The following is a 13270-nucleotide window of genomic DNA, read 5'->3' on the forward strand; positions in this document are numbered from 1 at the left end:
TCCCGACCCAGCAGACTCGGTGATCATGAAAGTATGCTCCGTACGTGCTCTCGACGCGTCAGGACGATGACCCGTTGAAGATCTCGTGCGTCATCCTCACCATGGGCAACCGTGTCCCCGAGCTGGACCGCGCGGTCGAGTCCGCGCTGAACCAGGTCGACGGTGACGTCGAGGTGGTCATCGTCGGCAACGGCGCGGACGTCCCCGAACTCTCGGCCACCGTGCCCGCGGGGTCCTCGGCCTCGATCAGGAGCGTGCGGCTGAACCACAACGCGGGCATTCCCGCGGGCCGTAACCGAGGCGTCGAGGAGTGTTCCGGCGACGTCGTCCTCTTCCTCGACGACGACGGCTGGTACGCCGACACCGGGCTCGTCTCCCACCTGCGGGAGCGCTTCTCCACCGAGCACGACCTCGCGGTCGTCTCCTTCCGGGTGAAGGACCCCGAGGGCGGCATCGGCCAGCGCCGTCACGTTCCCCGCCTGCGCGCGGGCGACCCCGAGCGGTCCTCTCCGGTCACCACCTTCCTGGGCGGCGCGTGCGCCATCCGCCGTTCGGCCTTCCTCCAGGTCGGCGGGCTCCCCGAGCGTTTCTTCTACGCCCACGAGGAGACCGACCTGGCGTGGAGGCTCCTCGGCGAGGGATACCGCATCGAGTACGACGCCGAGACGGTCATGTACCACCCGCAGGTCCCCCCGACCCGGCACACCGACTTCTACCGCCTCAACGCCCGCAACCGGGTCTGGCTCGCCCGGCGCAACCTTCCCTGGCCGCTGGCCGGGCTCTACCTCCTCAACTGGATGGTGCTCACCCTCGTCCGCGAGCGCTCCAGGCCCGCCCTGCGCGCCTGGTTCAAGGGCTTCACGGAAGGGCTCCGCGAGCCCGCGGGAGAGCGTCGCCCGATGGGCTGGAAGACCGCCTGGCGGATGCTCCGCCTCGGCCGTCCACCGATCGTCTGACCTCCGATCAGCAGTGGACGTATACACCCTCGGCGAGGCGTTCGGCGTCGTCACCAGCGGCCGGATCCGCCACGAGCACGAGGCCAGGCTGGACGTCGCCGGGGCCGAGTTCACCGTCGCGGTCGGGCTGTCCAGGCTCGGCCACCGGGTGGGCTGGCTGGGCAAGGTCGGCGGCGACGAGCTGGGAGCGAGGATCCTCACCGTGCTGCGCGGCGAGGGCGTGGACGTCTCCGACGCCAGGGTGGACGAGGGGTCCCCGACCGGGATCCTGCTGAAGGAGTCGAGGCTCGGCCAGGCGGCGAGGGTCACCTACTACCGCACCGGCGTCAGGCTGGCCCAGGGGAACGTTCCCGTGGACCGGATCGCGGCCTCGCGCATCCTGCACGTGAGCGGGATCACCGCCGCGCTGAGCGCGCGCGACGCCATGCACGCGGCCGTACGCGCCGCGCGGACCGCCGGGGTCGCGGTCTCGGTGGCGATCGACTATCACGACCAGCTCTGGCCCGACCTGCGCGAGGCGGAGGAGATCCTCAGCGTGCTGGCCTGCTCCGCCGACGTGCTGTTCGTGCGGCAGAGCGAGCTCGACCTGGTCAAGCCCGCGCTCACCGGGGATCGCGAGGTCATCGTGACGCGCGGTGCCCGAGGGGCGAGCGTGCGGGTCGACGGAGTACGCCACGACGCCGCGAGCCTCTCCGCGCCCGTGGTCGACCCCAACGGCGCGGGGGACGCCTTCGTCGCGGGCTATCTCAGCGCGCTGCTCGAAGGTCTTCACCCGGCCGACCGGCTGCGCAGGGGCGGCCTGCTCGCGGCCTTCGCCTCGTCGGGGCCGAGTGACTGGCAGGGCCTGCCGACGAGGGCCGAACTGCCCCTCCTGGAGCTCGACACCTGACGGTGAGGATGTGGGTGAGCGCCTCCAGGCGGGGTCTGACCCAACCTCTGACCGACCGCGGGGTCCTTGACAGGATCTGACCCGCCGATCCGCGCGGCTTCTCGCCGTGCGCGGGCGGGTCAGGGCCTTTTCGAGGCCCGGTGCCTGCTCCGGTGCCCGATTCCTCGCCGGGCGAGGGTCTCCGAGCGATCCGCCGGGCCGGGACGGGCCTTGTCCGGCCGGGCCTCTCGCGAGGGGTCTCAGGGCTCCTTGGCCTCGCCGAGGGTCATGGCCAGGTGGGAGATCGTGCTCGTCATCAGGGCGCGTTTGGGCAGACCGAGCTCGCTCAGCTCCTTGGCGATCGGGTGGTTGCCCAGGCGGATGAGAGCGCCCCCGGGGCGGGTGCGGACCCCGTGGGGAGAGAGCGACCACGGGATGCGGCGGGTGACGCCGTCCAGGTGGCTGTAGGCGTCGAGGGCGGTCATCATCCCGGTGCCCGGCACCGGGACGCCGGGTTTGATCAGCAGGTCCAGCACCAGGCGGCCGTCCTTGCGCAGGACGCACCGCTTGTAGGGGGAGGAGATCCGCAGGTCGATGTCGGCCAGCTCCTTGGGGAAGCCCCAGATGGCGCGGCCCGCCTCCAAGGTGAAGTCCTGGTCGACCGGGAGCCAGTGGACGAACGCCCCGGCGCCGGTGCGGCGCAGCTCGGACAGGTTCGCGCGCAGCCCCCCGCCGGGAACGTGGCCCGCGCCGGGCGGCCTCGCCAGGAAGGCGACGCCGAACTCGTGGTAGCGGCCCAGATCACCGTCGCGGTAGTCGGCGAACACCAGCGTGCACAGGGCCTTGCGGGGTAACACCTCGGCGACGTCCAGGTGCGAGTAGGCGATCACGGCCCGCGCGGCGTCCGCCCGGACCAGGTAGGACGCGCTGCAGACCATGACGTCGCGGACGCGGACCGGCATGGTGACCTCGCGCCCCTGGATCAGATGGCGTGCCATGCCTCCAGTACACCAATCTCCCGGCCGGACGTCACTGGTTTGCCGGCCCATTCCTCAAGCCGCCCGACGAAGGCGCCCGCGTGATCCGGCCAGTTGTGGCGGGCGAGGGCCTCGGCGTGGCCGCGCGCTCCCATCTCGGCCGCCCCTTCCCGGTCGTCCCGCAGCGCCAGCACCGCGCGTACCGTCGCCTCGGCGTCCCCGAAGGGTACGACGACGCCGCACCCGACCTTCTCGACCATGGACGCGGCGGCGGGCAGGGGGGTGGTGACGACGGGGACTCCCCTGGACATGTAGTCGATGATCTTGGCGGGTACGGGCCGGGTGCCGGGTGCGTCGTGCGGGAGCGACAGGCCGGCGATCGCCCCCTCGGCCATCCGCAGCGCGTGCCGGTTGGGCACGTAGCCGTACCAGTCGAGCAGGCCCTCCCGCTGCGCGTCCCGCAGCAGCGGCCTGACGCGGACGTCGGCGGAGCCGATCAGGTCGAGCCTGATCCCGTGCGGGAGCAGCCGCCTCGCCGCTTCGATCAGCTCGCCCACGCCTCCGGCCCTGGAGAGGTGGCCCACGTGGACCACCCGGCTTCTGCCGGGCGGCGCGGGCGGGCGCGGGGAGACGTAGGCGGTGTCGGGAACGACCTGGTGGGGGCCGGAGAGCCGTTCCCGGTGGGACTCCTCGGCCAGGATCAGGTGCAGGCGGTGCTCCGGGGAGGCCCCGATCCGGCGCGCGAGCGCGGGCAGGGTGCGGCTCAGGTGGCCGGGGAGGGTGAGGCCGAGCGCGGCGGTCGCGCCCCAGCCGTCCCCGATCTCCCCGCGCACGTCCCAGACGGTGACGGGACGGTGCCTGGGCAGGCGGAACAGCAGCTCCCTGTCGTGCACGACCAGCAGGTCCGCGCCCTCCACCCCGCGCTTGAGAGCCCCCCGCGCGGCCTTCAGTGCGCGTCTGCGGCGGTTGGGGATCGCCCGGGGTACGTCGATCGCGCGGATACCGGGATCCGGGGTGACGTTGCAGTCGGTGAAGGGGGCGACATAGGTGATCTCATGCCCGGCGTCGAGGAGCGCCCGGATCTGCCGATGCATGATCCTGGCGTCCTCTGGGTGATGAGCGATCGTCGCGACGCATACCCGCATGTCCCGATGTTGAGTGTTCGTTCCGTCATCACCGGATGTGTTGCGTTAATTAGCGGGGAACTGAGGCTGAACTCTACTTGGCAGCGGGTGCGCCCTCGGCTGGTGCGGTGGTAGCGGCGGGGGGAGGGGACGGCCGGCGGTAGAGCCATACGAGCCGGGGTTCGAGCATCCACTTGAAGAGCTTGCGGGTCTCGGGCAGGCACAGCACGATGGCGAGGGCGAGCGAGCTCGACGCGATCGCCGCCACGCCCAGCGGGCCGTACAGCCAGGGGAAGCTCAGCCAGCCCTGGTCCTTGGCGATGACCACCACGACGCCGTGGAGCAGGTAGGCGTACAGGGTGCGGGTGCCGAGGTCGGAGAACCAGGTCTCACCCCGGGGGATCAGCGCGAGCAGCGCCACCGTCATGGCGAGTGCCGCGATCAGCAGGGCGCCTCGCACGCCGAGGCCCACCCACCAGGACATGTCCATCGCCTTGAAGCTGTAGCGGAAGTAGATCGGCGCGCGTGGGACGTGGGGCGCGATGAGGATCGCCACCCCGGCGGCGCCGATGAGGACGACCGCTGAGGTGATCTTGACCCAGAGGGGCTTGAGCAGGTCGAAGTGCTCCGGCTTGAGCAGCAGGCCGAGCACGTAGAACGGCAGCAGGCCGAAGAAGCGGTCGATGCTGAAGTCACCGGAGATCTCCGAGAAGCCCGCGACCAGGTAGATGACGACCGCGACCAGCAGGGGCTGTCGCATCCGCGTCCAGATGGGCGTGGAGATCCGCCAGAGGACAAGGGCGACCAAGTACCAGTTGAGCCAGGCCGGATCAATGATCGTCAGCGTCCACTTCTGGCCAAGCCCGTAGCGGAGCAGCGCGTAACCGATCTCCACGACGATGTACGGGATCAACAGGGTGTCGACCAGCTTGTTGATCTTCGCGTTGGAGTTCCAGAAGTTGCGTCCCAGATAACCGCTGATCAGCACGAACGCCGGCATGTGGAACGTGTAGATGAACAGGTACGCGGCCTCCGACGAGTGCGCCTTCAGAGTGGGGACGAGCGAGTGGCCCATCACCACCAGGGCGATCAGGACGAACTTCACGTTGTCGAGGTACGGCTCGCGCTTCTTCTTGACCGGAGGGGCCGGGGGCTCCTCCTCGGCGACCGTCTCGCGCTCACGCTCCGCCCGCAGCTCCTGCTCGGCCCGCGGTCCCTGGTTCCAGAACGAGGGACCGCCGTCCCTCGTGGTGTTCTCCCAGTACGAGGGGCCGCCGTCCCTGGCGGTGTTCTCCCAGTACGAGAAGGGGCGTTCACCGGACGGTCGCGGCTCCTGCCGAGGTCTCGGGGTCTCCGCGTCCGGGAACCGCACGGGAGCCTGGGGCTCCCCGGGGAGCCTGGGACGTCCGGGAAGCTCGGATTCCTCGGGGAACCGGGGCCGCCCCGGAGCGGGCGTCCAGCCGGGATCCTGAGGGTGCGCGGCTCCTGGCGGTGGGGAGGCCGGCGCGGGGACGCGCGGTGTCATGGGTGGCGGGGCCCAGTCGGGCCGGGGGGACGGCGCACGGGGGGCGCCCTGCGGAGGGGTGGGCCCCTCCGCCCACGACGGCGTCTCCTGTGCCCACGGTGACTCCCGCGTCCACGACGGGCCGTCCTGTGCCCAGCCGGGCTCCTCGCGGTCCCACGAGGGGTCCTGGACGACCGGCTCGGGCGCGAGGGGCTTCGACAGGTCGAGCGGGTCGTGGGAGCCGTGGGCCCCGCCGAACGAGGGGCCGCCGGGACGCTCGCCGAAGTAGGACTCGCCGAACGGGGATCCGCCGGGCCGGGGTTCACCGAAGGGGGATCCGCCGGGACGAGGCTCGCCGGGGTGGGTCTCGCCGAAGTGGGGTCCGCCGGGGTGGGATTCGCCGGCGGAGGGTCCGCCGGCACGGGTCCCGCCGGGGTGGGGCTCGCGATACGCCGGGTAGCCCCCCCACTCGGTGACCTCGCCGGGGCTCTCCTCGCGGCCGTCCCCGGCGTCGCGCCGGGACGCCCCGCCGGAGGTGACCGGTCCCGGTGGCTCCGGCCACGAGGGCTGGGATCCACCGGACGCCTGCGCCTGGCCGGGCGTGGGCCACGGAGCGGACCTCCTGCCCTGCCCGCCGTTGGCCCCATCGGAGCCGGGGTCGGAACCGCCGTCGTCCTGGGGGGCAGGCACCTGGAAGGGTCGGATGTCGCTCACGAGGGGGAGGCTCAGCTATCTGTCGGAGACCGGGGGAAGTGTCGGGCAGATCGGCGGGGCGCCCAGGGGAAGGGTCGGGGACGCGGGCAGGTGTTCGCCTCGCCGCCTTGACCAACCCTAAACCGACTGTGCGCCCTCTGTCGCACGCATGCACTTTGATTCGGACGGTTCTCGGGTAATCGTGACTGTCCACGGGGTCACGGGCCCGGCCGTGTCCGCGGGGCGGCCGGGGGTGAGGGGAGGCGTCTCAGCTGCAGGGGTTGGTCTTGCTGTCGACGACCTTGTCCGTGAGGGCGTCGGGGATCTTCGGGAGGGCGCGGACGCCCGGCCAGTCGGCGCCGATGACGAGCTGGATGACCGGCCCGGTCGGAGCCTTGCCCTCCGGGGTGGGCGGGGGCGCCACGGCCGGGACGTACTTCTCGGTGGTGACCGGCTTGATCTTGCCCGCGACAGGGGTCCGTTTGTCGCCGGAGAGCCTGGCGGCCACCGCGTCGCCGTACGAGGCGCCGTCGGCGGCGTCCTTCTTGGCGTAGCGCACCGTGGTGGTGGGCACGTTGGCGGTCGCCGGGCGGGCGTTGCCGACATGGGTGACCACGAACCCCTGGTCGGCCAGCTCGGCGGCGACCTCCCTCGCCCTGTTCGGCGTGTCCGTGCCGTTGAAGACCTGGAGCCTGACCTGCTCGCGCTTGACGGCCGGCTTGGCCTTGGGGTCGGGGGGCGGGGTGACCTCGGTGTCGTTCTTGATCGCGGCGAACAGCTGGTTCGCGTACGGCTGCACCCAGGCGACCCGGTTCGGGTCGTCGGGGTGGGGGCCCCACGGGACGGTGATCAGCTTGACGCCGCTCGCGGTCAGCTTCTGGGCGCTCTGCCCGATCTGGAGCAGGGTGTTGGTGTCCTTGGCCAGTTCCTCGTCCATCCGGACGGACTTGGCGGCGGTGGTGATGAAGTTCAGCATCTTGGCGGGGTCGGTCAGCAGCTCGCTGCTGGTCGCCTTCTTCACCACCTGGCTGAGGAAGACCTGCTGGCGCTTGATGCGGCCGATGTCGCTGCCGTCGCCGTAGTTGCGCAGCCGGACGTAGCCCAGCGCCTTCTCGCCCGCGAGGAGGTGCCAGCCCGCGGGGAGGGTGAGCTTGGACTTCTTGTCGTCGACCGGCTTGGTCAGGCAGATCCTGACGCCGCCGAGAGCGTTCACGATGTTCTTGAAGCCGGTGAAGTCGACCTCGACGAAGTGGTCGATGCGGATGTCGGTGAGCGCCTCGATCGTGGTGATCGTGCAGGTGATGCCGCCCTCGTTGTAGGCGGCATTGATCATTTCGGTGCGGGCCGCGACCGGCGCGCCGGTCTCCGACTTGCAGGGGGGCATCTCGACGACCGAGTCGCGGGGGAAGCTGATGAAGGTCGCCTTGTCGCGGTCGGGGGAGACGTGCATGAGGATGATCGTGTCGGTGCGCTTGCCCGCGTCGGCCATCTTCTGGCCGTACTTCAGGTTGTCGCCCTCGCGGGTGTCGGAGCCCACGATCAGCACGTTGAGGGCGCCCTTCACGGCAGCCGGCCGGTTCTGGCCGAGTTTGCCGCTGAGGTCGACGGTCTGGAACTCGCCGAGGGTGTCGCGGTAGACCTTGTAGCCGCCGAGGGTGCTGAGCACCAGCACTCCGGTCGCCGCGATGCCGGCCCAGGCGCCGATACTGAGCCGCCGCTGCTTGCGGCCCCGGCCCTTCGGTGCTTTCTCCTGCGGAGGCGGCGGGAGGTCTCCCGGCGGGCCCTGGGGCGGGGCGTCCCCTCTTGAGCGCCGCGGTCCGCGGTGGCCGGGGGAGGTCGGTTCGCTCCGGCGGTCTCTGACGGCCGCCTGCCGGTGGTCGCTCATGCGATCCTTCCGCTCGGCGGCGTCGTCCGGTGCTCATGCTCGGTCATCGAGCCCAAAGGGTAGATCACGAGATGCGCGCCAGGAGACATGATGATGCGAACTTGGCCAAGACCGCCCCCTGACAACCGCCATGTTTGGATCCGGCGGCCAGCATACTCAAATACGGACATTAGTAGGAATGTTACTGAAATTAGGTTTACGTACGGCAAGTGCCGCTGCCAGGCAGGCGGCAGGCACGGCCGGCAGGACGTACCGGTAGTCGAACTCCGCCACCGCCGGCGGCAGCACCAGCAGCACCACCGCCACCGACCAGGGCAGCGCCCACGCCGTGGACTCCGGGCGGAAGCGCCGGACACACGCCGCCGCGGGCGGCAGCAGGAGAATCACCAGGACAGCCGCGCCAGGCAGTCCTGCGACTCCCTGATAGGTACGGATCCAGCCCGCGTACGGTTCGACGATCCGGGTGGAGATCGGTCCCCGCTCGTAGCGCTTCGCGGCCTCGGCGCCCACCGTCGCCGGATAGCGCCCCGGCGGCGCGGGCGGTGTCGCGGGGAACCGGTAGTAGTCGTAGATCTCCTGATCCGGGTAGACCGGGCGGCCCACGGTGAACGAGCGGGCCAGTTCCGAGGCGACCGAACCGAGATAGTCCAGCGGCTGGCTCATGATCGCCAGTGACGCGAACCGCCCGGCCAGCGTGTCGTTCGTCCGGGTGAAGGTGATGCCGGGCAGTTTGACCAGCGGGGAGTCCTGCGCCCACACGTACTCCTGTGCGGGAGGCCGCAGGTGCGGCGGGCGGGGATCGCAGAGCACCGCCAGGTCGGGCGGCGGGCGCATCACGTCGCAGTCGGCGAAGGTCATCGTCTTGCCGTACAGGAAGACGCCGTTCGCGCCCACGATGCCGATCCGCTGGTACGTCGCGTAGAACCAGGCCCCGTACCCCACGATCGGCACCGTCGCGGCGGCGATCATCACGCCGGCCGCGAGCACCCGCCCCCGCTCCCTGAAGATCAGCCAGGCGGCGAAGAGCGCCACCAGCGGCAGCCCGACGGTCCTCGTCAGCGTCGCCGCCGCGAGCAGCAGTCCGATCCCGCACGCCGTACGCCATCCGACGGAGTCACGCACGGCGAGGCAGGCCGCCGACACGACCAGGACCGCGAACAGGGTGTCGGAGACCAGCAGGTGCTCCAGCTGGATCTGGTAGGCGTCCAGGAGGGAGGGGACCGCCGCGAGCGTCGCGGCCCAGCCCGGCGCCCGCAGCCGCCGCGCGGTGAGATAGACCAGCACGCCGATGAGCAGCCCCAGCAGGTGCTGGGCCGCCACGACGACGGCGAACTCGTGGAACGGTTCGAGCAGTCGCATGAACATCGGGTATCCGGCGGGACGGACCAGGTCGGGCCGGGGTTTCAGCGCGGTGACGACGTACGTGTAGGAGTCGGGGAACCAGAGCGCGGGCCGGTAGCCGAGCATGGTGATCACCCGCAGCGCGATCCCCGCGCCGAGCACGGCCAGGAACCAGCGATGGTCGGTGAGCCGGCGGCGACCGGGGAGCCCGCGGCGCTCAGGAAACCCGCGACCGCCCGCGCCCCCGCGACCACCCCGCACCCACCCGATCACTCGTCCCCCTCCTCGCACGCTGCGCGTACGCTACCGGCTCTCCCTCGGCTCCGTGCTCGCACCGGCCCTCGTGTCCGCGCTCCGGTGCCCGCCCGGCCCCGGTCGGGCCTCGCCGGAAACCCGGTGCCCGCCCGGACGCGTGTCCGGCCGGGCCCGGCGTGCCCGGTGCGGGCGGGAGGTGGCACTACGCTCGGTTCGGTCATGACCATCGGCTGGCTGGACCGTACACACAGGCCCTCGGCGGGCAGGGTGCTCGCCGTGGTCTCCGTCGTGCCCGTGCTCGTCCTGGCGGGCTGGCTGCTGGCAGGACTGCCGCTGCTGCTGCTCGGCTGGTTCCGGCCGCTCGTCGCGGTCCCGCTGGGGCTGGTGGCCATCGCGCTGCTGTGCCGGTACGGCCTGCGCCGCCTGCCGGAGATCGTCGAGGCGACCGCCTGGCAGGTGACCGGGGTGGTCGCCGTCGCCCTCGCCTCCGGGATCTTCAACGGCCTGCTCCACGGCGAACAGCTGATCGTCCGTCGCGACCCCGCAACCTACGCGCAGTACGGCATCTGGCTGGCCAGGCACGGCTCGCTGCCGATCCCCTTCCAGGACTGGGCCTTCGGCGGCACCGACCCGGCGCTCCACTTCGACAGCGTGGGCTTCTACGTCTCCGGCGGCGCGGTCGTACCGCAGTTCATGCCGGGCGCGCCGATGCTGCACGTGGTGGGCGCCTGGCTGGGGGACATCGCGGGGTTGCTGCTGGTACCGCCGGTGCTGGGAGCGGCGGCCGTGCTCGTCCTCGCGGGGGTCGTCGCCCGGCTCGCCGGGGCTCGCTGGGCACCTCTCGCCGCGCTGGTCTTCGCCGTCTGCCTGCCGATCCTCTACACCTCGCGGACGACCTTCAGCGAGATCCCGTCCCTCGTCCTGCTCTTCGGCGGTCTCGCGCTGCTGTACGACGCCGAGGTGAGGCTCCGCTCCCACACCGTCGGCGCCGGCGCCCCGCCGCACATGCCCCCCGCCCCCGCCCCCGCCCCCGTCTCCGCCTCCGACCTCGCCCCCGCCTCCGACCTCGCCCCCGCCTCCGACCTCGGCCTCGCCTCCGGCCTCAACCCCGGTCCCGGTCCCGGCCCTGGTCTCGGCCCCGGCGAGGGCATGGCGCGAACGGGCGCCCGGACGGGCGCAGCCCTGGCGGGGCTGGTGTTCGGGCTGGCCATCCTGATCAGGATCGACGGGCTGCGCGACGTGCTCCCGGTGCTCGTCTACGCCGGGCTGCTCATCGCCCTGAGCCGGGCGGGGAACCGCGACGGGGGACGGCTGGGCATGCCGCTGCTCGGCGGGCTCGCGGTGGGGACCGGACTGGGTCTGGCCGCCGCATACCTGCTGTCCAGGCCGTACCTGAAGTACCTGTCGGACTCGCTGATCCCGTTGCTCGCCGTCTGCGGCGCGGTCGTGGTGCTCACCGTGGTGGCGGCGGTGCTCGCCCCGTGGCTCGCGGCGCCGTTGCGGCGGATGGCCGGGATCGGGAGACTGCCCGAGATCGCCGCCGGACTGGTGGTGCTGGTCGCGGCGGCCTTCGCCGCCCGGCCGTGGCTGGAGACCGTGATCCGGCCCCCCGTCACCTCGGGCGACCGGATGACCGCGCAGTTCATCGAGGGGGTCCAGCGGGTCGAGCGCCTGCCGCTCGACGGTTCCCGGCTCTACTACGAGAACTCGGCGCACTGGGTGATCTGGTACGTCGGACTCCCCGTGGCGATCATGGCCACCCTCGCCGCGGCGGTGCTCGCGCGCAGGCTCGTCAAGGGGACGGCGCCCGGCTGGCTGCTGCCGCTCGCCGTGATCGGCTGGACCACGGTCACCACGCTCTACCGGCCGGGCATCACCCCCGACCACCCGTGGGCCGCCCGGCGGCTCGTCCCCGTCGTCATCCCCGGCCTGATCCTGCTCGCCGTCTGGGGCCTGGGCTGGACGCGTGACAGGGTCCGGAGGTCGGGGTACGGCCAGGGCGTGCGCAGGGGCCTCGTCGCGGTCGGCGCGGTCCTCTTCCTTGTCCCGCCGGTGATCACCTCGGGGGGGACGGCGTTCAGCCCGGTCGACCGCGACGAGCTCGCCGCGGTCGAGGCCATGTGCGCGGCCCTCCCGCCCCGCGCCTCGGTGCTCGTCGTCGAGCGCGTCACCGCCGCCCGCTTCACCCAGGTCGTCCGGGGCGTCTGCGGCCTTCCCGCAGCCAGGCTCACCATCTATCGCTCCGACCTTCCCAAGGCCGCCGACGTCGCCCGCCTGGCCGCCCGGGTCCGCTCCGTCGGCCGCACCCCGGTCCTGCTCGCCGCCGAGTCCCGCCAGCTCTCCCAATACGGCGCCCCCGTCCACATCATGAACCTCCGCACCCGCCAGGACGACCGTTCCCTCGTCACCCCGCCCAACGGCACCTGGTCCCTCGCCGCCGACGTCTGGATGGCCGTCCCGCGTGCGAACACCGACACGTGAGCGACGGAGTCGACGAGTCGTCCTGTGGGGAGCCGGAGCGCGGGCTCGTCCTGCTCCGAATGGATGTCCGCCACGACCTGGAATATCCAAAGATGATGATCAAAAGATGGTCATCTCTGTCAGGATATTGAGCTGAATATCGAGTTATCGCTGTGGGCGACAGCGTGAATGCGGCAAACCTGGCCGGTTCGGATGATGGGAGCGCTGTGAGCAGCGGAGCGCGAGATTCTGGCCACGTGCCTTCCGGCATGACGCCTCTCGAAGCCGGAAAGGCGCCCGCCAGGGCATGGGCCGGAGTTCGTCGTGGCCTGTTGGCCGGGGTGGTGGCCGCCGCCGTGGTGCTGGGGGCGGGGGGAAGTGTCGGCTCACCTCTCATGGAGGGCACCGCCCAGGGGGCCATGTCCCCCGGCGGGCCGTGGCCCGGCAACAAGACGGTGTCACCGCCGCCGGACGACTGGCCCCAGAGCGTCACATTCAGTGTTTTCATCTGTCATGAAGAGGACCCTTTCAAGCAGTGCCGGAATCGGGCGATCACGGCGGGGCAGAAACGTGCGCTTGAGGCGAAACTGCGGGCGATGCCTGAGGTGGCGGAGGTGGAGTTCGAATCCCAGGAGGAGGCGTACGCGAACTTCACGAAAGAGAACGCCGACAACAAGCTCCTGCTCTCCGCCTTGCAGCAGGAGGACATGCCGGAGTCGTTCAGGGGCGAACTCCACCGGTGGCGCGACATCGCGCCGTTCCGATCCGCGATGAACAGGATGCGCGGCGTCGCCAACGTCATCACCTTCGGAAAGTTCTTCTGGAAGGACAAGGCCGACGTCTTCGTCTCGTTGTGCGGACGCAAGGGGACGATCTTCGCCTGCAAGGGGCGGGGGCCGGTCACGGCCAAGGAGCGGAAGGCCGTCGGAGACAGACTCCTCGCCCTCAGGCAGAGCGAGAGCGTCTACTTCGAGGACGTCGCCCACGCCCGCCGGGCGTTTGCGTACGTGTGGGGGAGCAAGTCCGACAAGTCTCCCCTTCCCGAAAGTTACTATGTCAGGCTCGCGGATCCGGGGACCGCTCCGGAGGTCGTGGGCGCCGTCAAGGGAATGGCGGGCGTCGGATCGGCCGGGCGCCTGGACGAAGGATGTTTCTGGTTGGGAGTCGCCGACGAATGCTAGGGGAAGCCGTCTGAGAAGGCGATGTG

At 71.2% G+C, this 13270-nt stretch carries 9 protein-coding genes; 4 read left to right on the forward strand and 5 right to left on the reverse strand.

Going from position 1 to position 13270, the window contains the following annotated elements; genetic code table 11:
* The first annotated feature begins 74 nt into the window (after positions 1-74).
* Entirely contained in the window at positions 75-956 is an 882-nt protein-coding gene (locus tag ACFY3V_RS17115) for a glycosyltransferase family 2 protein (protein ID WP_389774262.1), read from the forward strand.
* 13 nt (positions 957-969) lie between these two features.
* Complete coding sequence (locus ACFY3V_RS17120) at positions 970-1845, forward strand: sugar kinase (RefSeq protein ID WP_362896368.1); 876 nt, start codon at positions 970-972, stop codon at positions 1843-1845.
* A gap of 239 nt (positions 1846-2084) precedes the next feature.
* Here the strand turns inward: ACFY3V_RS17120 and ACFY3V_RS17125 are convergent, their stop codons facing one another.
* From ACFY3V_RS17125 to ACFY3V_RS17145, 5 genes are all read right to left on the reverse strand, one after another.
* A complete protein-coding gene (locus ACFY3V_RS17125; protein ID WP_389774183.1) occupies positions 2085-2822 on the reverse strand; it encodes an acetoacetate decarboxylase family protein in 738 nt (245 codons plus the stop codon).
* Positions 2807-3895 carry a glycosyltransferase gene (locus ACFY3V_RS17130; RefSeq protein ID WP_389774186.1) on the reverse strand — a complete coding sequence of 363 codons (1089 nt, stop codon included), beginning with the start codon at positions 3893-3895 and terminating at the stop codon, positions 2807-2809. The genes ACFY3V_RS17125 and ACFY3V_RS17130 overlap by 16 nt, the downstream gene beginning before the upstream one ends.
* Positions 3896-4019: 124 nt before the next feature.
* Positions 4020-6143, reverse strand: a complete 2124-nt coding sequence (locus ACFY3V_RS17135) for an acyltransferase family protein (protein WP_389774189.1) — start codon at positions 6141-6143, stop codon at positions 4020-4022.
* 247 nt (positions 6144-6390) lie between these two features.
* Positions 6391-8007 carry an LCP family protein gene (locus ACFY3V_RS17140; RefSeq protein ID WP_362896374.1) on the reverse strand — a complete coding sequence of 539 codons (1617 nt, stop codon included), beginning with the start codon at positions 8005-8007 and terminating at the stop codon, positions 6391-6393.
* 156 nt (positions 8008-8163) lie between these two features.
* Positions 8164-9621, reverse strand: coding sequence for a hypothetical protein (locus ACFY3V_RS17145; RefSeq protein ID WP_362896376.1), 1458 nt, complete (start codon positions 9619-9621; stop codon positions 8164-8166).
* 201 nt (positions 9622-9822) lie between these two features.
* Here ACFY3V_RS17145 and ACFY3V_RS17150 point away from each other — a divergent pair, with 201 nt between their 5' ends.
* Both ACFY3V_RS17150 and ACFY3V_RS17155 read left to right on the forward strand, forming a co-directional pair.
* Positions 9823-12084, forward strand: a complete 2262-nt coding sequence (locus ACFY3V_RS17150) for a hypothetical protein (RefSeq protein WP_389774194.1) — start codon at positions 9823-9825, stop codon at positions 12082-12084.
* Positions 12085-12332: 248 nt separating this feature from the next.
* Positions 12333-13244: a permease-like cell division protein FtsX gene (locus ACFY3V_RS17155; RefSeq protein WP_362896380.1), complete on the forward strand. Its 912-nt coding sequence runs from the start codon at positions 12333-12335 to the stop codon at positions 13242-13244.
* The last annotated feature ends 26 nt before the right edge of the window (positions 13245-13270 follow it).

The sequence above is a fragment of the Streptosporangium sp. NPDC000095 genome, assembly GCF_042899335.1.
In the GTDB taxonomy this organism is placed as follows: domain Bacteria; phylum Actinomycetota; class Actinomycetes; order Streptosporangiales; family Streptosporangiaceae; genus Streptosporangium.

Coding starts and splice junctions, on each gene's coding strand:
- ACFY3V_RS17130 (WP_389774186.1), bottom strand. CDS start 3,895: ATGCATCGGCAGATCCGGGCGCTCCTCGACGCCGGGCATGAGATCACC.
- ACFY3V_RS17140 (WP_362896374.1), bottom strand. CDS start 8,007: ATGAGCGACCACCGGCAGGCGGCCGTCAGAGACCGCCGGAGCGAACCG.
- ACFY3V_RS17125 (WP_389774183.1), bottom strand. CDS start 2,822: ATGGCACGCCATCTGATCCAGGGGCGCGAGGTCACCATGCCGGTCCGC.
- ACFY3V_RS17150 (WP_389774194.1), top strand. CDS start 9,823: ATGACCATCGGCTGGCTGGACCGTACACACAGGCCCTCGGCGGGCAGG.
- ACFY3V_RS17155 (WP_362896380.1), top strand. CDS start 12,333: ATGACGCCTCTCGAAGCCGGAAAGGCGCCCGCCAGGGCATGGGCCGGA.